General features: G+C 68.7%; 18 protein-coding genes and 1 pseudogene. 10 read left to right on the top strand and 9 right to left on the bottom strand.

Features of this window, described 5'->3' with window-relative positions; genetic code table 11:
• The first annotated feature begins 188 nt into the window (after positions 1-188).
• Complete coding sequence (locus tag ACTG9Q_RS15780) at positions 189-851, top strand: RNA polymerase sigma factor (protein WP_455573522.1); 663 nt, start codon at positions 189-191, stop codon at positions 849-851.
• Between the two features lie 103 nt (positions 852-954).
• On the opposite strand, the gene ACTG9Q_RS15785 is transcribed toward ACTG9Q_RS15780, so the two are convergent.
• The 4 genes from ACTG9Q_RS15785 to ACTG9Q_RS15800 all read right to left on the bottom strand — a co-directional run bounded on the left by ACTG9Q_RS15785 (position 955) and on the right by ACTG9Q_RS15800 (position 3682).
• Entirely contained in the window at positions 955-2184 is a 1230-nt protein-coding gene (locus ACTG9Q_RS15785; protein WP_455573523.1) for a styrene monooxygenase/indole monooxygenase family protein, read from the bottom strand.
• Positions 2185-2271: 87 nt separating this feature from the next.
• A complete protein-coding gene (locus ACTG9Q_RS15790) occupies positions 2272-2835 on the bottom strand; it encodes a hypothetical protein (protein WP_455573524.1) in 564 nt (187 codons plus the stop codon).
• A 56-nt stretch (positions 2836-2891) separates the two neighbouring features.
• The gene (locus tag ACTG9Q_RS15795; protein ID WP_455573525.1) at positions 2892-3152 is read right to left on the bottom strand and encodes a DUF1232 domain-containing protein; all 261 of its coding nucleotides are present in this window, start codon (positions 3150-3152) and stop codon (positions 2892-2894) included.
• On the bottom strand, positions 3137-3682 hold the full coding sequence (locus tag ACTG9Q_RS15800; RefSeq protein ID WP_455573526.1) for a hypothetical protein: 546 nt from the start codon (positions 3680-3682) through the stop codon (positions 3137-3139). The genes ACTG9Q_RS15795 and ACTG9Q_RS15800 overlap by 16 nt, the downstream gene beginning before the upstream one ends.
• A 425-nt stretch (positions 3683-4107) precedes the next feature.
• On the opposite strand from ACTG9Q_RS15800, the gene ACTG9Q_RS15805 reads away from it, so the two are divergent.
• Positions 4108-7092 (top strand): ATP-binding protein, encoded by a 2985-nt coding sequence (locus ACTG9Q_RS15805; RefSeq protein ID WP_455573527.1) that lies wholly within the window; start codon positions 4108-4110, stop codon positions 7090-7092.
• Between the two features lie 155 nt (positions 7093-7247).
• On the opposite strand, the gene ACTG9Q_RS15810 is transcribed toward ACTG9Q_RS15805, so the two are convergent.
• Complete coding sequence (locus ACTG9Q_RS15810; RefSeq protein ID WP_455573528.1) at positions 7248-7721, bottom strand: hypothetical protein; 474 nt, start codon at positions 7719-7721, stop codon at positions 7248-7250.
• Between the two features lie 251 nt (positions 7722-7972).
• Between ACTG9Q_RS15810 and ACTG9Q_RS15815 the strand changes: the two genes are divergently transcribed.
• On the top strand, positions 7973-8146 hold the full coding sequence (locus ACTG9Q_RS15815) for a hypothetical protein (RefSeq protein WP_455573563.1): 174 nt from the start codon (positions 7973-7975) through the stop codon (positions 8144-8146).
• Between the two features lie 10 nt (positions 8147-8156).
• The gene (locus ACTG9Q_RS15820; protein ID WP_455573561.1) at positions 8157-8567 is read left to right on the top strand and encodes a trypsin-like serine protease; all 411 of its coding nucleotides are present in this window, start codon (positions 8157-8159) and stop codon (positions 8565-8567) included.
• Positions 8568-8619: 52 nt separating this feature from the next.
• On the opposite strand, the gene ACTG9Q_RS15825 is transcribed toward ACTG9Q_RS15820, so the two are convergent.
• The 4 genes and pseudogenes from ACTG9Q_RS15825 to ACTG9Q_RS15840 all read right to left on the bottom strand — a co-directional run bounded on the left by ACTG9Q_RS15825 (position 8620) and on the right by ACTG9Q_RS15840 (position 10846).
• Positions 8620-8856, bottom strand: a complete 237-nt coding sequence (locus ACTG9Q_RS15825) for a proprotein convertase P-domain-containing protein (protein ID WP_455573529.1) — start codon at positions 8854-8856, stop codon at positions 8620-8622.
• A gap of 6 nt (positions 8857-8862) precedes the next feature.
• On the bottom strand, positions 8863-9786 hold the full coding sequence (locus ACTG9Q_RS15830) for a S8 family peptidase (RefSeq protein ID WP_455573530.1): 924 nt from the start codon (positions 9784-9786) through the stop codon (positions 8863-8865).
• Positions 9787-9940: 154 nt separating this feature from the next.
• Positions 9941-10456, bottom strand: a pseudogene (locus ACTG9Q_RS15835) (protease inhibitor I9 family protein); the annotation flags it as partial.
• A gap of 24 nt (positions 10457-10480) precedes the next feature.
• Positions 10481-10846 (bottom strand): hypothetical protein, encoded by a 366-nt coding sequence (locus ACTG9Q_RS15840; RefSeq protein ID WP_455573531.1) that lies wholly within the window; start codon positions 10844-10846, stop codon positions 10481-10483.
• A gap of 240 nt (positions 10847-11086) precedes the next feature.
• On the opposite strand from ACTG9Q_RS15840, the gene ACTG9Q_RS15845 reads away from it, so the two are divergent.
• The 6 genes from ACTG9Q_RS15845 to ACTG9Q_RS15870 all read left to right on the top strand — a co-directional run bounded on the left by ACTG9Q_RS15845 (position 11087) and on the right by ACTG9Q_RS15870 (position 20115).
• Entirely contained in the window at positions 11087-11467 is a 381-nt protein-coding gene (locus tag ACTG9Q_RS15845; RefSeq protein WP_455573532.1) for a hypothetical protein, read from the top strand.
• Between the two features lie 242 nt (positions 11468-11709).
• On the top strand, positions 11710-13869 hold the full coding sequence (locus ACTG9Q_RS15850; protein WP_455573533.1) for a hypothetical protein: 2160 nt from the start codon (positions 11710-11712) through the stop codon (positions 13867-13869).
• A 329-nt stretch (positions 13870-14198) separates the two neighbouring features.
• The gene (locus ACTG9Q_RS15855; RefSeq protein ID WP_455573534.1) at positions 14199-15068 is read left to right on the top strand and encodes a PhzF family phenazine biosynthesis protein; all 870 of its coding nucleotides are present in this window, start codon (positions 14199-14201) and stop codon (positions 15066-15068) included.
• Positions 15069-15365: 297 nt separating this feature from the next.
• Positions 15366-17366, top strand: a complete 2001-nt coding sequence (locus ACTG9Q_RS15860; RefSeq protein WP_455573535.1) for a hypothetical protein — start codon at positions 15366-15368, stop codon at positions 17364-17366.
• The gene (locus ACTG9Q_RS15865; protein ID WP_455573536.1) at positions 17339-17941 is read left to right on the top strand and encodes a hypothetical protein; all 603 of its coding nucleotides are present in this window, start codon (positions 17339-17341) and stop codon (positions 17939-17941) included. Before ACTG9Q_RS15860 ends, ACTG9Q_RS15865 begins: the two co-directional genes overlap by 28 nt.
• Positions 17938-20115 carry an RHS repeat-associated core domain-containing protein gene (locus ACTG9Q_RS15870; protein ID WP_455573537.1) on the top strand — a complete coding sequence of 726 codons (2178 nt, stop codon included), beginning with the start codon at positions 17938-17940 and terminating at the stop codon, positions 20113-20115. The genes ACTG9Q_RS15865 and ACTG9Q_RS15870 overlap by 4 nt, the downstream gene beginning before the upstream one ends.
• Positions 20116-20175: the final 60 nt, after the last annotated feature.

A 20175-nucleotide genomic window follows, 5' to 3' on the forward strand; every position in this document is an offset into this window, starting at 1 on the left:
CCTGGGTCCACGCGGCGTGACCGGCTCAGCATCGGCTGTCGCTCTCGCGTCGCGCTTTCACCCGGACTGTGACCGGCGGTGACCACCTATCACCTGAAGGGACCAGCGTGAAAGTGACTTGGAAGCCGCAGGACAGACGGGGATCGCAGTGTGTGAGCACAACACGGGGATGACCAGCAAGAGGGGCCATGAACAGCGAGCACACCACCATCCAAGGCCGTCGAAACCGACCTGACCCGGTTGTCGACGCCGTGGTCTCCGGGAGCGAACCCCTCAACGTCCCCATTCACCACGACCTCCCGGTGGACATCGGCGACGACCCGGAGTTCCGCAGGCGCTTCGCAGGGGGCGACGCCTCGACCATCAAGGCCATCCACGACACCTATGCCCACCGGATGTACGCCGTAGCCCACCACGTGCTGGGCGACCACCACCTCGCCGCCGACGCCGTCCAGCAGGCCCTCCTGCAGGCGTGGCGGGCAGCGTCCAGCTTCGACCCCCGGCGCCCGCTCGTGCCCTGGCTGTACACCATCACGCGGCGCGCGGCCATCGACATGTACCGCAAGCACACCGACCGCAACCGCGTTCACCCGTACGAGGCGCAGCACCTCGACAGCGCGGTGCCCCACGACGACGAGGCCCCATGGCTGACCTGGCAGATCCGCACCGCGCTGGACGCGCTGCCGATCACCGACCAGCAGCTCATCCAGCTCGCCTACTACCACCACTTCACCCACAACGAGATCGCCGCGCACCTGGGCATCCCGGTGGGGACCGTGAAGTCGCGGCTGCACCGCGCTCAGCGCAAGCTGCAGTCCGTCCTCCAGCACTTGGCCCCCACCGCCACCTGAGCAGCGCCGACCAGTGCGGCGAGCGGGGTGAGCAGGACGCGGGCGGACCGCAGAGCAGGCACGACGGCGCCGCGCAGCGGGGTGGAGGTGGTCGGGAATCCCGTCACCGGCGGTCCTGCGCCACGGAATCGAGGTAGGCGCCCGCCGCGGCCGCGTCGAAGAACCAGGGGGCCAGTGTCTGCGGCCGGTCGAAGCCGGTGGCCACCCGGTCGGCGACCTCGGGGTGGCGCGCGCCTGCCGCCATGATCTCCACGACGTGCGGCGGCGGGGCCAGCATGGTGTTGGTGAACCGGGTGGAGTGCTTCGCCACCTCCCAGTGCTCGGCGAAGGTCGCGCGCATCCACGGGACGTCGAAGGGCTGGTCCTCCCGGTCCAGGATCGCCCGCAGGTAGGTCATCGCCGCCTTGACCGCGTTGTTGGCGCCCTGCCCGGTGACCGGGTCGTTGAGGACCACCGAGTCCCCCATGCCGAGCACGGGCCTGCCCGACGGCAGCACGCCGACCGGCTCGCGGACCACGGGGGTGACGGAGCCCGTGGCCCACCCGCGATCGTCGGTCAGGATCGCGTCGGCGCACCGGGCGCCCTCCCACGGGGCGAAGCGCTTCAGCACCTCCTTGGTGCGCGCGAGGTGCGCCGAAGGCGAGCCGACCCCGGCCCAGCAGTCCAGCGGACCACCGGGAACGCCCTCCATGGTGACGATCTCGCAGTTGCCTTCCAGGGTCAGCGCCGGGAAGACGACGATCTCGCCGACGCCGGGTACCACGGTGACGCCCGGTCCGGTGAAGTCGATCCGGGGGACGACTCCGTCGAGATAGGCCAAGGCGAGCGCCCGCTGGGGCCTGTCGAAGGGCGAGTGCCGCTCGTTCCTCGCGAACAGCTCGGCCAGCTCGCCGCGCCCCGCCGAGACCACCACGAGGTCGCTCGCGCGCGCGTAGTCCTCCAGGACGTCCACGGTCACGCGGCGGACGACCACCTCACCACCCCGGTAGGCGAAGACGCGGAGCCAGCCGGAGAGCTTGAGGCGGTGGTCGATGGACTCGCCGTAGGCCTTCTTGGGAGCGGTCCACGCGCAACCGATCCCACCACCGGGAGCGGCCAGCGTCACCGTCAGGCCCTCCCACGAGGGAGCCTGCCTGGTCCAGAAGTCCACCCCCAGGCCGTGCTCCATCTCCACGGCAGCCGACTGCATGCCCTGGCTCGAAAGAACCGGTCCCGACTCGACCGCGGCGGCCGACCGGTCGGTCACCACTCTCACCTGGTAGCCGTGCGCTTGCAGCGCCAGCGCCAAGGGCATACCCGCTTGCCCCGCCCCCACCACGGTCACCGACCGCATCGTGCTCTCCCCGTGAAGTGGTCCTCCCACGCCGCTGGATCGCGGCCCGGACGCCCCAGGGTCGTCGCAGCGTCTTCCGCCCATCTGTCAGTCGCCTGGCACGCCCAGTTCAAGGTTGATGATGGTGGTGCGCCGCCCGCGCCCGGCGATGAGCTCGCGCCCGTCGCGGCCGAGTTCGAGCCTCTGCCAGGGACCGGCGACCTCCATGCTGAACACCAGCGGGCCCGCCGAGTCCCGGGTCGGGCAGGGATCGCCCACCGCGAGCCTCGGCCCCGCCACCTGGTGGGCGTAGAGCAGGCCGTCGCGCAGCCAGGCCAGCACCCCGCGCGGGTGCCAGACGACGTCGTCCGGGACGAACTCCTCATCGTGCTCGCGTTCGTCGTACTCCAAGGCGACCAGGTCCCAATCCACCCCGGTCCACGACAGGACCTCCACGCCGCCGAGCCGGGACCCGTGGGAGCCGTGCTCGCTCCACGGCTGCCCCGATTCGAAGGCCAGCGCCAACGCCCCGCCGGGAAGGAACCGGGCGAAGGTCCACCGCTGGTGGAACTCGACCGCGTAGGGCGTGAACGAACCCGAGGCCGAGTGGACGCGGTGCCCGTCGAACCACCAGTCCCCCGGCGGGGCTGGTCGCGGACCTGGACATGCCACCTCGATCCGAGCTTGCGAGACCGCGCGCCACTTCCGCCGGGTCGCGCGGCTCTGCTTCACCTGCCGCCGACCCGATCGGTGCCGGGCTTCCGGCGCGAACGCGCCACGAGCGCTGAGGCCGCCACGAGGACGGCGATGTCGTCCACCAGGACGGGCTCTGTCATCAGGTCGACCGGAACGGCCGCGTAGCAGAGGGCTGTCCAATAGGCCGTTCGGACCCACGGGGCCGCGTGGGTCACCCACTCATGCCAGCGGACGAGGTTGAGGAGGAGCCGGACGGTGACCGCCGCTGATGCCGCGATCAGGACGACGAGCATGACGGCCATGGTGGACCAGTACCCCACGGTCTTCCCTCCCGCGCCGATGGACGTCGATCAGAAGGCGCTCTGACCTGTTCCAGTGCGCTCGCGTCCATGTGCCGCAGTCGCGCCCGGTAGCGGAGGTCCGCCACCACCGGGTCTAGACGCAGCGCCCGCGCGACCCGCCGGTAGTGGCGGGCCGTGTCGCGCGGAGCCTGCGGTGCGGGCCGGTCGACCGGGGAGACCGGGTCGCCGGGGTCGGCATCGATCCGCCACGCGTCGATCGCGATCGCGATGAGCGCCGCGTCCTGGAACACCGCCGCCCGCGCACCTCGCATGCGCTGGGCGGCGACCGCCGCGTCCACCCACCCGACGGCGGCCCGGTCGAGATAGCCCCACAGAGCGCTCCTGCCCGCCAGCACGTCCGCCAGTCCTGGAGTCCGCGCCTGCCCGGCGGTACGCCCGTCCGCGGCCACCTCGGCGATCACCTCCAGCAGCCTGGCCGCACGCCGGGGTGCGAAAGCTCCCAAAAGGGGATGCCGTGCCATCGCCGTGCTCCTTCACCTCGCTGATTGCACGAGGGGTACGCAGCCGGGCGACCTTGTGGTTCTCGCAGGACTACGGGCAACGCGTCCGAGGGCAGTCGAAGCGGGAGAGTGCGCGTCCCTCGGCACCTCCCCACCCCCTCGCTCGCCCCGGCCGCTGGCCTGGGCGGGGGTGCGGTCGAATTCCGCGGCGTGCACCTCCTCGTCGAGCTGGAAGATCGCGAAGCGGCAGGCCGCGCCCGGCCCCTCCACCGGCTTGCCGTCGACACGGAAGCACAGTGCCGCCAGACCGCGGCACTGTGATGGACCGCACGTCCTGGGCCCGTTCCGGGATCGCCATCTCCTACGAGGTGCACCGTGGGAAACCGGAGCGACCCGGGACCGCGTACCAGGCGAGAATCACCAGACCAACCGATGGAGGTGAGCCCATGCGGCCGGAGCAGCTGCCTGCCCCGGACGGCGTCGACCCGCGTTTCCGGGTACTGGGCTCCCTGGAGCTCGACGGCCCCGCCGCGGCCGCCTCCCTGGTGAAGTCCGAGCGGTTGCGCAGGCTGCTCGGCGCCCTGCTGGTGCGCCTCGGGCAGACCGTCAGCGCGGATCGGCTGGTCGACGCCGTCTGGCCGGACGCCCAGCCGCACGACAGCCGCGCGGCGCTCTACTCCCTGGCCTACCGGCTGCGCCGGGTCGTCGACGCCGTTCCCGAGGTCAGCCTGCGCACCACGCCGCCCGGCTACACCCTCTCGGTCCCCCGCCACCTCGTCGACGCGCTGCGCTTCGAGGACCTGGTGGTCTCCGCCCGCCGCGACACGGTGCCCGAGCGCGCGGCGGGCCTGCTGGATGAAGCCCTGGCCCTGTGGCGTGGGCCCGCCTACGCCGAGTTCGCCGAGGAGGAGTTCGCGCGCGCCGAGGCCGCCCGGCTGGCCGCGCTGCACCGGTCGGCGGTCGAGCAGCGGGCCGAGACCGCACTGGACCTGGGCCGCTACGACGACGCCATTGCCCGCTTGGAGCCGATCCTGGTGGAGGACCCGCTCGACGAGCGGCCCTGGCGGGCCATGATGATCGCGTTGCAGCGCCTGGGTCGGGCAGCCGAGGCGCTGCAGACCTACCGGCGATTCCGCAGCCTGAGCACGTCCGAACTCGGCCTGGAGCCCTCCGACCACCTCAAGCAGCTCGAACTGGCGATCCTGCGCGGCGACGCCGCCGACGGGCTCGCGCCGCCCGAGGACTCCTTGGCCCTCAACGGCGTCCGCCCGGTGGCGAATCTTCCCAACACCAGCTTCGTCGGGCGCGAGCACGACCTCGCGGCGGTGGAGGCCATGCTGGGAGCCGCCCCCGTGGTGACCCTGGTGGGTCCTGGCGGTGTCGGCAAGACCCGCTTGGCCATAGAGATCGCCCGCCGCGTGGAGACCCGGTTCCCCGACGGCGTCCTGGTCTGCGAGCTGGCCGCGATCACCGAAGAGGACCAACTGCTCGACGTCCTCGCTGCCGCGGTGCAGGTCGTCCCCGACGCGGGCGGGCAGCGCGAGCGGCTCGTCCTCGAAGCCATGGCCCGCCGCTCCGGCCTGCTCGTCCTGGACAACTGCGAGCACGTGATCGATACCGCCGCGCGGGTGGTCGACCGGTTGCTCACCCTGCGCGGGGACGTCCAGGTCCTGGCGACCAGCCGGGAGCGCCTGGGTGTCGGTGGGGAGCACGTCTGGCCGCTGGACTGCCTGCCGGTCCCCGAGCCCGGCGAGCTCGCCTCACCCTCGGTGACGATGTTCCTCGACCGCGCCAGGGCCACCAACCCGCGCTTTCACGGCGCCCCGGAAGTCGTCGCCGAGATCTGCCGCAAGCTGGAGGGGCTGCCGCTGGCCATCGAGCTCGCCGCCGCCCGGACCAACGGGATCGCCATCCAGGAGATCCTGGACCGCCTCGACGACCAGCCCGAGCTGCTGCGGTCGCCCAGGGACACCAGGCCCCCGCGCCACCAGTCGCTCATCGCGGTCATCGAGTGGTCCTACGACCTGCTCGACCCCGTCGACCAGGAGGTGTTCGACCGGCTTTCGGTTCTGCCCGGGGACTTCGGCCTCGACGCGGCACTGGCGGTGGTTGACGCGGCTGTGTCCCCGGAGAACGCCGTCCGGGCAGTGGTCTCGTTGGCCGAGCGCTCCCTCATCCGCCACTTCGACGTCGGCGGCCGCAGCCGCTACGAGATGCTGGACTCCTTGCGCCGCTTCGGTCGCGACCGCCTCCGCGACCGAGGCGGCCTCGCGGCGGCCCGGGCGATGCACGCCCGGTGGTCGGTCGAGCGGGCCGAGGCCCTGGACCCGACCACCTCCGGGTTCGAGGACCGCTGGCTGGAACTGGCCGACCCGGAACTGCGCAACTTCCGTGCAGCGCAACGCTTCCACATCGAGCACCAGGACGCCGATGGTGCGCTGCGGCTCACCGCTGCCCTCGACTGCTACGCCATCTCCTCATTGCGGCCGGAGGTCTACGAGTGGGCGCAGGCGGCCCTGGCGCTGCCCGGCGCCGAGGCCCACCCCCTGGCGGGCACGGCCCACGCCACTCTCGCCACGGGCGCGTGGCTCGGCGGCGACCTGCGCGCCGCCCGCTGCCGTGCCGAGCGGGCGGTCGCCCTTGTCGAGTCCACCCCAGGCGCTCCGCGCAGGTTCGCGCTGGGCGCGATGGCCGCGGTGTCAACCCTGGAGCACGACCTCGCCGGGGGCATCCGCCTGTACCGGCGAGCCGTCGACGCGGCCCTCACCGAGGGCGCCGACGCCCACGCCCTGCTCTTCGGCCTGCTCATGGGCTCACTGCTGGTCCACACCGGACAGGTGGGCGAGATGGACGACCGGGTGCCCCAACTGCTGCACCGTGCCCTGAGCTCGCCGTCCCCCCACCTGCGCGCGCTGGCCCACATGCTCGACGCCGAGCTGGTCATCGCGAATGACCCGGCGCAGGCGCTGCGCCGCTATTGGCTGGCCGTGGAGGCCGCCGAGAGGTCGGGCAGCCTGTACCTCGCGTACTCGGCGTCGATGTCGACAGCGCTGTGCGAGGCCGCGTATGGCGACGCGGTGCGGTCGGCCGCGACCTACCGCCAGCTCCTGCACCGCTGGAAGGGCAGGCTCAACGACATCCACGTGGTGCGGGTCCTGCGCGGCGTGGCCAAGTTGCTGGTGACCGCGGGCGCCCACCGGGACGCCGCGCGGCTCAGCGGCGCCATCGGCCGCAGCCGCGAGATGTCCTACACGATGCCCGAGTTCGACGAGATCATCGATGCCGCCCTGGAGCAGGCCGAAGCCGCGCTCGGCGCCGACGGGTACGCCGCCGCCGAGGCCGAGGGCCGCGCTCTCAGCCGCGCCCGAGCGGTTACCCTCGCGGATGAGGCGCTGAGCGCGGTCTACCCGGAGCCCGTCGCGGCGCTGTGATCGGCGCTACCACGAGCTGGGATCGCGCTCTGCTTCGGAGGTCCTTCACGTTCTGCCGACGTCACCCGCCCGGGTGTGCACGCCACGGCCCGCTTGCTGTGCAGAGACGGCTTGCGCGGTGCTCCGTCGGTGAAGTCGAGTGGTACGGGGATGGTTCAGGGGCCAGGGGCCTCTTCGGCGAGCAGGACGAAGCCAGGGCCGCCGGTGGAATCGAGCCAGCGCCGCGCGTGCGCCCGGTCGATCTCAGTGAGGCCCGGCTCACGGATCAAGTCGGTGAAACCCCGCCTGGCCCGGGCGCGGTGACGCGCGTCGCCCCATTCCGCCAGTGCCTCACAAGCGCCGAGGGCGACCGGGGGAGAGGGCTCGGCGGCCAGCTCCAGCAGAGCCGCCAACCCGATGGCCCGGAACTCGGGGCTCGCGGGTTCGACCAGCTCGGTCGCGGCCCACAGCCGGTCGGCGGCTGGTGCTCGCCGGGCAGCGACGAGCGCCGCCAGCACGGGTGCGGCGTCGGTCACGCCGCCGACCAGCCCGCAGGCGATCAGTTCCCCCAGTGCCCGCCTGCGGGCGTCACCGGGAGTGCTGGGGTCGCGCAGCGCCCTCAGCAGGTCGTCACGTCGATCGGTTGTCACGATGCCCTACCGTCCAAGCAGGCCGGTTTGCTGCACGTCGCCGGCGATCGACGTCCGCCGCGCGTCCCGGCGCGTCCGCGTTTGCCGCCTTGCACTCGACCGCCTGGCAGCCGGGTGGAAGCGCCCAGAAAGTGGTTGAACGCATTCTTTGGGCTCGGCTCAAGCGGAGCATGGAGGACATTATGCGTCACCAGCATGACATCACAAGGAGACGGCGGCCCTTCCGGGTGAAAGCGACTCGGATGTGAGTTGTGGCCGTTGGTGTTCTCGGGCTTCTGGCCGAAGGGGCGGTCGCGACGGGCGAGGTGCCGAGTACGTCGACCGGCTCGGGCACCACCGAGTGGCAGCTCGAGCGCGGCGACTCGACCTTCGAGACCGAGCTCATCGGCGGTTCGCCCGCCGCGGAGGGGGAGTGCAGGGCATGACTGGGGCCTGCTGAAGCTCAGCAGGCCGGTCAGCCTGCCCGTCCTGCCCATCGCGACAACCGATGGCAATGACGGCGGAATGCTCCAGGTCATGGGCTGGGGGGCGGCATCTCCCGGCCAGGGCACCCTGCACAAGGCCTTCGTCCCCTTCGTCTCCGATGAGGAGTGCAAGCAGACTTTCAACCCCAGTCGCGACTTCAGGGCGATTCTCTGCGCGGGCGGCGGTGTGGGGGTGGGAGTCTGCTCGGGAGACTCCGGCGGACCGCTGATCAAGCGCAAGCCGTCCGGCGCGAAGATCCAGGTGGGCATCGTGTCCTTCGGCAAGGGCGCCTGCGCTGACGGGGACCCCGACGGCTACGTGCAGGTGAGTTTCTTCTCGCAGGAGATCCTCGCCGCTGCGGAGAACCTCAGCGACTACTGACCAGCACCCACAGCTGGAAACGGGGTCCGGACAGGGAAGGCATCCGATGAGGTCAGAACGCGATCTCGGCGTGGTTCAGCCTGCCTGCGGCGCCGGGGGCGAGGTCGATCACGTCGATCAGCCAGGTGCCGTTTCGGCGGGGTTGGTTGACCGCGGGCCAGGAGGTCACGTCGGCGACGCTCCCGGTCTGCCCGGCGTTGCGGAGCCGGTAGCGCTGCCCGTCGGGGCCGACGAGGTCCACGCGCAGGTCGGCGGGGCGAGGGTGGGTGATGCGGTAGTTCACCCGCATCGGCCCTCACATCCCGGTCGTGTCGCAACCGGCGATGGGCAGCGGCGTCATCGTGCCCTGTCCCGCGTCAGGGATGTCCTTGTTCGTCGCGATGTTCATAAGCACGCAGCTGCCGTCCCGCTGGCCCATGACCGATGCGTGCAGCAGCGGTGCCGTGGACTCGATCCCAATGGGGCCGCCGTTCTCGGTGGGCTCCGGGTTCTCCGGGTCGCCAGGCGGGTTTCCCGGTGACCAGCCCGGTGGTGGGGGTGAGCCCGCGGAGATCACGCCCTGCACCGCGTTGCGGGTCAACGCCCAGTTCACCCCAGCGGGCTGGATGCTCGGTTGGCCACCGAGCAACCGGGCCGCGACCCCGGCCACGAGAGGAGCGGACATGGACGTCCCGTTCCGGGTCTTGGTGGCGGTGTTGCTGGTGTGGTCGGCGGAGCGGATGTCCGCACCGGGTGCGTAGAGGTCGACGACCGGTCCGTGGTTGGACCAGTACGGCCGCTGGTCGTTGCGGTCGGATGCGGCGACGGTGAGCACGCCTGGGACCCGTGCAGGTGAGATGTAATCGGAGAACGTGCCGTTGTTTCCTGCCGCGGCCACCACCGTGTAACCCGCCGCCAGTACCCGATTCGTGGCGCTGTCGACCGCGGAGGAGGCGGTGACCCCGAAGCTCATGTTGACGACAGGGGGTCGGACACCCTGCTGGACGATGTAGTCCAGCGCGGCGACGATGTCGGCGACCTCGCCGCCCTCGCCCTCGCAGTCGAACAGGCGCAGGCTGACGACCTGGGCGGCCGGGGTGACCCCGAACGTCTGGCCCGCCGCGGTGCCCGCGACGTGGGTGTCGTGCCCGTGGCAGTCCTGACCGTTGCCGCCGACGTAGTCCCGAGGCGCGGTTGGCGCCCCAAGGCCCGTCGAACTCGTTGTGGGACGTGCGCACACCGGTGTCGAGCACGTAGACCCGAACGCCCGCGCCCTTGTCTACGAAGTGGTACTTGCCGTTGAGTGTGAGCCTGCGCTGATCGATGCGATCCAGACCCCAGATCGCGTTGTCGCGCGTGGTCGTCGTGCCCGGCTCTTCGCTCAGGGTGGCACGGGAATCGCGCTCCACGTAATCCACTGCCGGGTCCGCGGCCAACCGTCGGGCGTCCTCAGCGGACATCTTGGCGGCGAAACCGTGGAACACGGCGTCGTAGAGGTGGGTGACCTCACCGCGGTACGCGGCCGCCAATCCCGTGGCCGAGGCCGCGGCCGGTCCAGCGGAGTCGCGGAGCGCCACGAGGTAACTGTGGGGCACGGCAGTGGGCGAGTCGGCATTGTGGACGACACCGAGGGGAGCGGCATCGGCCCCCACGACGGGTATCAGCGTGAATGGAGTCAGGGCGACGGCAAAGTCGCCCACGACTCGACTGATGGATCTCGTTGGCGCTCGGTCCTCACTCGGGTGGTTGCATCGACCACAGCGTGCAGGAAAGGCTCTCATCGAAATTCCTCGACCTGTCGGGGCGGTTTCACCACTCCGGGACTCTTGGTCACCGACATCATCTGACTCGTGGCGCCTGGGTCGACCGAATCCGCCCCCCTGCGCGCAGGGGGGCGGATTCACGGGCATTGCAATGGCCCAAGGTGAGCGTGTTCAGCCGCGGCAGTCCGGGAACTGGACGGTGGATGAACGGGCGACCTGCCCGGTCCAGATGCGGACCTCGGCGTAGACCGCACCCGAGTAGAGGCCTTCGCAGGCGGCCGACACGGTACGCCTGCCGATCGGCTCCGGCCCGAACTCCTCGCGGGCCAGTACCCTGCCCTGCGGGTAGAACACCTCGAAGAGGCGAACCTCGCCGCTGCACGGGGTAAGGCCCTGGGCGCGGATCGTGGTACGCCCGCCCTCCGAGACCAGTGCCGGTGCTTGGACCGAGATCGGACACGTCCCACCCGACACCTCGTCGGCCGCGGCCGCGGGCGCACCCACAGTACTGGCGAGCGCGAACGCTGCGATGGCCACACCCACAAATCCCTTGACAGCACTCATCTTCATCCTTAGGTCGTGTTCGAGGTGGAAGGATAAGTAGGGTGCCCTGCCAAAGGGCTTGCAAGCGGGTTTCAGCTCCTTGAAGCAAAAGCGGAATGCCCCCCGTGGACCATCTGCGCAGGGGCAAGCGATCCTGTGCTCCATCCGAGTATGTCGAGCGAGATTAGTCGGCCATCAGATCACCGTGGCCTCAGTTCATCCCTTGGAGAAAAGATGATTCGCAAGACCCATGCCATCCTCCTCGGCCTCGCGACCGCCGCGGCCCTGTTTCCCTCGGCGGCATCGGCCACGACCGCCGCGCCGAACGCCGGGTGTGGTGTGACGGCTTCCGCGCCTTCGCTGGTGCGTACTGGCGGGCAGACGTTTCTCACCGGCTTCGGGACGTCCCTGTGCTCAGGCACCATCCGTCTGATGGAGGAGCGCCGCTTCTGGGCCGACCACGTCATCGCGAGCGCTCCGGTCGACCTGTCCGAGCTCACCCAGTCCATCGCTCACCTCTGCCGCGGCGGTGACCTAGGCAACGTCTATGTGCAGGTCGAGGCGGGGGGCAAGAAGGCCAACTCCACCTACGTCCGCTTCGACCGCTGCGCCTGAGGGGTGCCGTGCCCCGGCGCCCTCAGGCGAGCGCCGGGGCACTGGTCAGATCAGGCATAGCAGTCCAACAGCCCGTTCGCGTTCTGACAACCTGGTGCATGGTCGGTGGTGCAGCACACGCCACAGAGGACAATTCGCCGGGGGCAGGTGGACATCATGTCGCCGGTCCAGGCCCGGAGAACCGGGGTGTTGGTTGGCGCCGTATCGAAGTATGCGAACAAGGTTGTCCTAGGAGAAGTAGGATGCGACTCAAAAGAAGGACCAAGCCGGTCTGGCTGTGTGCCGTGCTGATAGCCACGGCGGTGATCACGACGGTGGGCGTGTCGCCGGTCTCCGCTGAACAACCGGTGAGGGAGGTGAGCGCGGCCGGAACGCAGAACGCGACCACGTCGTGGCCGTGTTCGGGACCCGACGACCGGGGATTCCGGCACCGAAATTACGCGCAGTCCCCGGAGTACCCGGTGCCTCCGGGTGTACCTCTTTTCCGCTTTTCTCTCGGCAGGAACTGCAACCTGCCGGGCACGAACGCAGAACTCAACATCCGTATCCGGCACTGGGGCCACCCGATCATTCCTGATCGAGTGGAGTGCATCGCCCCTGGGCAGGTGGTCCATCTCGGGTTCACCGGTGGTTCGATCACGACCCCGAACCCCAACGCGTACAAGTTCGCCCTGCCCGCCGCCCTGGGTGGCTGTGAAAACCTGCCATGGGACCTGCCCAACACGGAACCATGGGATGGGACGGGTGGTCCTTGGGCTCCGGCACCCCCCGCGCCATGCCCCACACAGGCCCCCGACGCGCCGTGGTGCCTTCCACTTTGCCCCGACACGGTCTCTCCGACGAACGTGTGCGATGCCGACCCGGTGACGGTGACAGCGGCGGGGAAGGTGGAGGTGTGGAGGAATGACGGCGGCTCAGACACCAGAGGGTTGTCGGGAGCGAAATTCGAGGCTGTCTACCACGACGGCGACCAGTGGCAGCCGCTCACCGACGGACCAGGCGGGACTGGAAACAGGATCGTCAACCACTTGGGCCAAGACGGCGGCTACTCGATCACCTTTCCTTATCCGAACCGCTACCGACTGCCGAGCGGTGACTGGTGGCAGGGTTGCCCCGTCCCCGGCGATGGCGTCGAATTCGCGGGCGCTCACGCGTGCCGCGCCAGCGACATCGCCATCCGGGTGTACCCAGAGAACGAGGACAGGTCCATTCTCGTCCTCCCTCCGGACTCGGACGCCACCGAGTACGCGTGGGACGCGCACATCGGTCGCTTCTTCGCGGAAGCCGCCGGGCCGCAGCAACACATAGCGAGCTCGCCCGCTGCCCTGGCATACGGTGGAACAGTCAACGTGCTCGACCTGGTGGGCGCGGAAACCCTCGGCCAGACCAGGATTCGACTGCACGACGGTGACGGCACCTCGCACTACAGCCAGTCGACCCGCACGGTGACGCTGTACGCCGACGACAGCGGTCGATCGACCACAGAACACGAACTCGGCCATCAGGTGCACCACAACATTTTCGGAGCCATCCCTCCCGCGCCGAACTGCAACCCGCACGAGTTCCAATCACCCAGCAGCCCTCGGTGCGCGTTTCAGGAAGCACTCGCCCATACCGTGGCGGCGGCCAGCGAGAACCGGCCGGGCGAGTTTTCGCGGACCGTGATCACGATTGGCGACGGCTTCGACTACGACCTCGAGAAGTGCGAGATCAAGCACACGAGCGGTCTCGTGGTTCGGTGCTCCACGGCCGATCCCGCTGCGAGGAATGCCGAGGGCTGGGTCGCGGGCACGTTCGTGGACCTTCTGGACAACACACCGACCGAATCTCTCGACGGTCTGCCCGACCTGGTCCGGTACTCGTTCAAGCACCACTTCCTGCCGGTTCTCGCCGAAGCGAAGCCAACGACCTTCGACGAGTTCTGGGTCGCGTGGCAGCGAAAGTTCGGGAGCAAGGTCAACGACGCGCAGGTGGTGTTCCTGAACCACCAGGTCTATTCCTCCAAGAAGGACGTTTCGTACACCAGCGGCTCGGGGTGGACCTCCTTCGACTGCAGCTGCGTCGACCGCAGCGGGCGCATCCTGAAGCCCGGAGCAGCGGGCGACCCGTCAGCGACGTGGACCTTCACCCACAACGTCGACCCGAAGAAGCAGTACCACATCTGGGTCAACAACCCGTCCACCACGCAAGCGGATCGTGACCCTTCGTCCCGCTTCACGCTCAACTCCTCAGCGGGCAACCACACCTTCACCCTGAACCAGAACACCCAGCCAGGGTGGACGCTGTTGAACGGAAGCACTCCGGTGAAGATCTTGTCCGGAGACTCACTGGTGCTCCGGTCGGGAAGTTCCCCCGCGAAGTCCATCGCGGCAGACGGAGTCATCATCGTCCCGGCACCATAAGGCCGATACGGACAGCAAGAGCAGTGAGGTGGGCGGATCTCGGCCTGTGGGAAGGGCTGGGATCCGACTACTGCGAACCCCACGCATTCAGCCTCTGCCGCGCCTCGTCATGGGTCCGAATAAGACCGGCGCTCGCGGACGTGGGCGCGCGTCCCGCCGCTGCCAACCGGGCCGCTTCCGCCCATCCCTTGCGAACCAATGGAACCTGTGACCGTGCCGGCGCGTACATCCTGCGATGAAGGTCTCGGGTGGAACAGTGCCGGGACCGCGGCTGACACGACCATGGCAACGGCCGCTCCAGCGGCCGATCGAGAACGGACGGCAGCGCCGTGAACGGCTCCAGCGAAACCACACCCACCACCGGTGTCCTGCGGTACGCGGCGTTCGGTGAGGTCCCCGGTGGGGGGAACCCGGCCGGGGTGGTTCTCGACGCGCGGGGGATGGGTCCGGAGGAGATGCTCGCCATCGCCGCTGAAGTCGGCTTCTCGGAAACCGCTTTCGTCGTTCCCGGACCCGAGGTGACCATCCGGTACTTCAGCCCGCTCGCAGAGGTCGCCTTCTGCGGACACGCGACGATCGCGGCGTCCGTGGCGCTCGCCGAACGGGAGGGGACCGGTACCTTCGCGTTCTCCACCCAGGTCGGGATCGTGACCATCGGTACCCGAAGGCGGCTTGACGGTCGCGTCGAGGCGACGTTCACCAGCGTCCCCACCAGGACACAGAAGGCGCCCGATGAGGATGTCGCCGAGGCGCTGGCCGCGCTCGGCTGGGCAGCCGAGGACCTGGACCCGGGCTACCCAGCGCACATCGCCAACGCGGGCAACGACCACCTCGTCCTGGCTGTGAGCACCCGCGACCGGCTGACCCGCCTCGACTACGACTACGACCGCCTCGCGGCGCTCATGGCCGCGCGGCGCTGGACGACGGTGCACCTGGTCTGGGCGGAGGACTCGACCACGTTCCACGCGCGGGACCCGTTCCCGCCCGGCGGACAGGTGGAAGACGCCGCCACCGGCGCGGCCGCCGCGGCGTTCGGCGGCTACCTGCGTGACCTGGACCTGGTCGAACTGCCCGCCACCGTGGTGGTGCGCCAAGGCGAGGACATGGGCAGGCCCAGCGTCCTGACGGTCCGTGCCGAGGCGGGAAGCCGAACGGTCACGGTGACCGGAACAGCGCTGCGCATGGGCGACGACGACTGACACGCTCGATCCGAACCCGCCGACCCGCTCAGCGCCGCCCCTCGACCGCCGGCGGTCGTGACGCGGCCGGTGGCCGCCACCCGGGCAGGGCGCGCTGGACCGCAGAGTCCGCGTCGACGAATGATTCCGTCGAGCACCAGCCGCGCATCGTTCCCTCACCGAGCAGGCCCACCAATTCCGCCGTCTGGGTCGCCTGGGCGCGAAGGGCGACCAGCTTTCGATCGGACAGCTCTTCGTCGAGCCGCAGCTGGAGGGCCAGTGCGGCGACCGGGGTGCGGACGGGAACGCACCTCGTTGATGGATGTCGACTACGACGGCGTCCCCGACCTGGTCTACCGCGACGGCGCCGGCACCGCGCACAAGGCATACCTGGGAAGCGGCGCGGCCTGGGTCCGGTCCAACACGGCGAGCTCCGAGGTCATCCCCGCCCTGCTCGGCGCGGTGAAGGCCGAGGGCACCCTGGCCGAGTACGCCGACCGGGCCGACTACCGACACCGCTACACCCACCGCGCCGCCGACGTGAACGGCGACGGACTGACAGACTTGGTCGACGACGTCAATGACGACGGCGTGGCGACGGTGCGGTACGCCCGCCCCATCCTCGACCAGTCGTCTCAGCGCGCCGCTCCGGCGCGACTCATGCGCACCGTCGACAATGGACACGGTGGCAAGACCACCGTCACGTACGGTCGCAGCACCACCGCAGGCAAGTGGGTCGTCGCCGAACTCGCGGCGGACCCCGGCCACGGCGAGCCCGTCATCACGACCAAGTACATCTACAAGTTCTCCACGTTCCTTCCCGGTCCGTTCGGCCAGCGCGGCTTCCGCGGTTTTCGCGAGCACCGCGCCCTGAACCTGGGTGACCCCAACACGGGGACCGACGACCGCACCGCGGTCACCGTGTACGACTACAGCCAGGACCAAGCGGGCCTGCCGGTCGAGTCCTACACCGTTCTGGGCGACTCGGCGTTCTACAGCGCTTCCGGATTTGACCGAGTCAACCAGTCCGGCGTCATGTCGGTCACCAAGAGCTCCTATCACGTCAAGGAACTGCCGGTTCGCAACTCGTTGTGGGTTTCGGAGCACCCCTCGCGAATCGTGCTGCCCAAGACCTCGAACAGCTATACCTGCACGGGAACGAACGGTCAGACCGCGGCGGGCTGCGAGGCAGCCGGAACGAAGAGCACGTCGATCACCACCTTCTCGTCGCACTCCGCGGGTTCGGCGTACGTGCTGGAGAAGCCCGAATCGACCGAGGTCCGGTTCGTCAACGGCGACGGCGACCTTGAGGTCCGCAAGTCGACCAACCTCTTCAACGTGAGGTGGACCGCGTCGGTGTTCAACACCGCACCGGCGAGCAGCACCGGGTCCGTGACCATCGGCAACACCACCACGGATCTGGCGAGAACCACTTACGCCTACCACGACGCCGACTTCCGCTACCTCATGAACACCACCGTCACCGATCTCAAGGCCAACCCGGCGCCGCCGCGGACGACGCGTATGCAGTACTTCGGCGGTACAGGGGCCAACCGCGGGCTGCTCTACCGCACCTGGGCTCCGGAGCAGGTCAACCAGTTCGGCAACCTGAACTCGGCCGACGGGTTCACGGAGTACGCCTACGACGTGCACGGCGTGACCGCCACCCGCACCCTGACCCCCCGGCGCGCGGTGACCGGACTGACCGAGCACATCGTCACCGAGACGACTGTCGACCGGGCGACCGGCGTGGTACTGGAGTCCCGGGGGCCTGACTACGTGTGCGCGGACGACACCAACGGCACGGACACCGGCACTGAACCGGACCCGTGGTACGAGTGCGAATTCGGGAACGCCTTGCACAAGGCACGAGTGGTGAACAAGGTGGACGGCCTCGGCCGCGTCCGCTCCGTGGTCAAGCACCCGGCGTCCGCCGCGGCAGGTGTCGAGGTCGCCCGTGCGGCCTACAACGACAACGTCGCTTTCGACAGTGGTGGCACCACGCCCGTGTCCACAGTGAATGAGGCAGCTGTTGGCGATGGCAAGTTCTCCCACACCACCACCGAGGTCGATGGCCTCGGCCGGGCGATCAGGACGATGGTCAAGCAGGACAACCTCGCCGACCAGGTGGTGACCTACGACTACGACCACTCGGGCAACACCCGGGATGTCTACACCGCGCGCCCGGACGGGGCGGGTGGCACGATCGGCCTGCGCACCAACCACGACCCGCTCGGTAGCCCACCGCGGCCCTGGAAGTCGGCACCACCGAGGCAGGCCACAACGGCAAGGTGCTGTCCACCACCTACGACGGGCTGACCACCACGACCGCCCAGGTCGTCGGCGACGCCTCCAAGCCCGCCATCACGAAGACCACCGTTGACGCGCTCGGGCAGATCATCACGGTCGCGGAGGCCACCGGCCCCAGCACCTGGGCGACCACCCAGTACCGCGGTGACGCCACCGGCCGGTCGAAGATCACCGACCCGGACGGCGTGGTCACCGACATGGAGCACAACGGGTTCGGTGAGCGGGTCAAGATCACCACGGGCGGGAAGACCTGGTCCTACGCCTACGACCGCAACGGAAACCAGACCAAGACCATCGAGCCGCACGAATCCGGCGACGCCCCCGACTACACCCACACCAGGGTCTACGACGTGGCGAACCGCGTGGTGAAGGAGATCCCGGCACCGCGCGCCCTCAGCTCGGCCCAACAGACCGAACTCAAGTTCGGCGAGCGCACCTTCACCTACGACCGACCGACCGCCGCGGACATCGTCCCCGGCCAAGGCGACATCAATGACGCCACCGGCGAGGCCAATCACACCATCGGCATGTTGGTGGCCGTCACTTCCACACCGCAGGTGGTCCGGGCGTTACTTCCCCGGTGACGCGCACGGTCAACCGCTACGACACCCACGGCAACATGATCAGTTCCAAGCAGCGCGTCTTCGCCATCGACGGGCTACTGCCCGGCCTGGCCGAGACCGACCGCCTGGTGCAGAACACGCAGATGGACCCGTCGGGTGTTGCCGAGTCGATCGAGTACCGGTCCCACGGCGCGAGCCTGGTCTCGCCGCCGCTGACCTTCAACGGCGTGAACATCGACTACGGCTACGACCGGGACGGCTCACAGAACCTGGCGTCGTGGAAGATAAACGGCCAGGACCTCACGGTCATCAACACCACCAACACAGCGGGGCTCACCACCTCACGAGTGGTCAACGCCAACAACACCGGCGCGTTCGCCTCCCCGCAGGTGACCTACGGCTACGACCGCTACGGCAGGCTCGCGCTCCTCAGTGCCCGCAACAATAACGTCCAGCGCTACCGGCAGACCCTGAACTACGCCGACAACGGCATGATCAGCAACGCCACCGAGCAGTTGGGTGACACCACCAAGCCGGTCAACACCACCGCCTACGCCTACGACCATCGGCACCAGCTCGTCACTGCCACCCGCACCGGCGGTGAGCTGACCTACACCGGCGCGTTCACCCACACACCGGGCGGCAGGATGGCCACCAGCCAGATCACCGCCCAACGCGCCCCCGCCTACCCGGATTCCATCGGCGAGCGCGTCACCACTCGCAACGTGGACCACGTCTACAACCCGACCGACCTGCAGCAGTTGGACAAGCTCCGCAAACCCGACCTCGCGGACTACACCTCCTACCAGTACGACAACGCAGGCAACACCACCAAGCGCACGCTGTCCGACGGCACCGTCATCGACCAGGTCTGGGACGGCTCCGGCCTGCGCAAGGTCACCAAACCGGGCACCGGCGAGACAGAGACCTACTTCTACGACGGCCACCAGCGCGTCGCCGCCGTCCTGCGCAACCCCGACGGCACCGTGAACACCATCCGACGCTGGTTCGGCGCGATGGAGGTCATCCACCAACCCGGCAAGGCCCCGCTATACCGCCAGAACATCGGAATGGGCGGGGAAACCATCGCCCGCCACGACGGCGACGAAGTCACCGGCACCACTCAACACGTGATGACCAGCCCTCAAGGTCACCCGGTCCTGGCGCTCAAGACCGATGGCTCCACCGCGAGAGTCGCCTCATTCGGCCCCTTCGGTGAAGTCCTCAGCGAGTTCACCACCATTGCCAACTTCGCCGACTTCGACAAATACACCGAAGAATTCAACGGCAAGACCTACGACCCCGCCAGCGGTCTGCACTACTACGGCCACCGCTACTACGACTCCGAAGCCCTCCAGTGGACCAGCGGTGACCCGCTGTACCGCCACAACCCGGACTTGACCCCCACAAATCCTCGCACTGCCAATCTTTATACCTACACAGGCAACAACCCGGTCAACTTCGTTGATCCGAACGGCCTTTGCTACGTTCAAGCGAAAACCGGCATGGGCGACTGCGACTTCGGTGGCGAGGACTCGCTGGGCACTGCGGTGAACGAGGCGGCAGAAGCAACGGAAGATCTCTTGATGGACATCGCCACCGAGCTGAATCAGCCCATCGCGCCAGGCAGCGACCAAACCTGGCTCGGCGTGCTGAGTGACGTGGCCGTCGGGGCGGCGGAGGGTTCCGGGGGTGGTCACGGTCCGGGCCCCAAGCCCGCCACCCGCCCCAGCGGCGGGGCGGACGGTGGAGGCGGTGGCGGCCCCAAGAAGCCCAAGAACCGCGACGGGGAGGTTGTGCTGAAGCAGGCATCAACCAAAGATTCTGACGACAGTGTTGACATGACCTCGAATACGCGCAATATCGACAATAAAGATGACCTGCCGAAGAAAACTCAAAGCGAGTCGGATCACTTCTCATCCGCTTATCTGGAGCCGAATGAGAAGGGTGTTTATCCTATCGAAAAGTTGCACACAGAAATGCGGGGCAAGACCCCAGATCAAGCTGCGAAACATCTCGGAGAACACATCTCTAACAATAATGGCAGCCCGGTGACTCCTATTGTGGATGTCTTCGGTCAGACGATCTACCTTGATCCGAAGACTGGAGGCATGTGGCGAGTCAACGACCGAGAGGTGGCTTATTTCCATCCTGGTGCCGGTCTACATTGGAATCCTTTGTATCTTTTTGAATAGCTTGTGAGCGTTTGCCTGATCACGCGCTGGATCGTCCTTCATGACCGATCCGCAGTCTGA

Source organism: Actinokineospora lacus, assembly GCF_053813445.1.

What these genes read in the sequence shown, in the direction of transcription:
- ACTG9Q_RS15780 (WP_455573522.1), top strand. Translation starts at nt 189, where the DNA reads ATGAACAGCGAGCACACCACCATCCAAGGCCGTCGAAACCGACCTGAC.
- ACTG9Q_RS15785 (WP_455573523.1), bottom strand. Translation starts at nt 2,184, where the DNA reads ATGCGGTCGGTGACCGTGGTGGGGGCGGGGCAAGCGGGTATGCCCTTG.
- ACTG9Q_RS15795 (WP_455573525.1), bottom strand. Translation starts at nt 3,152, where the DNA reads ATGCTCGTCGTCCTGATCGCGGCATCAGCGGCGGTCACCGTCCGGCTC.
- ACTG9Q_RS15800 (WP_455573526.1), bottom strand. Translation starts at nt 3,682, where the DNA reads ATGGCACGGCATCCCCTTTTGGGAGCTTTCGCACCCCGGCGTGCGGCC.
- ACTG9Q_RS15805 (WP_455573527.1), top strand. Translation starts at nt 4,108, where the DNA reads ATGCGGCCGGAGCAGCTGCCTGCCCCGGACGGCGTCGACCCGCGTTTC.
- ACTG9Q_RS15825 (WP_455573529.1), bottom strand. Translation starts at nt 8,856, where the DNA reads ATGCGGGTGAACTACCGCATCACCCACCCTCGCCCCGCCGACCTGCGC.
- ACTG9Q_RS15845 (WP_455573532.1), top strand. Translation starts at nt 11,087, where the DNA reads ATGATTCGCAAGACCCATGCCATCCTCCTCGGCCTCGCGACCGCCGCG.
- ACTG9Q_RS15850 (WP_455573533.1), top strand. Translation starts at nt 11,710, where the DNA reads ATGCGACTCAAAAGAAGGACCAAGCCGGTCTGGCTGTGTGCCGTGCTG.
- ACTG9Q_RS15860 (WP_455573535.1), top strand. Translation starts at nt 15,366, where the DNA reads ATGGATGTCGACTACGACGGCGTCCCCGACCTGGTCTACCGCGACGGC.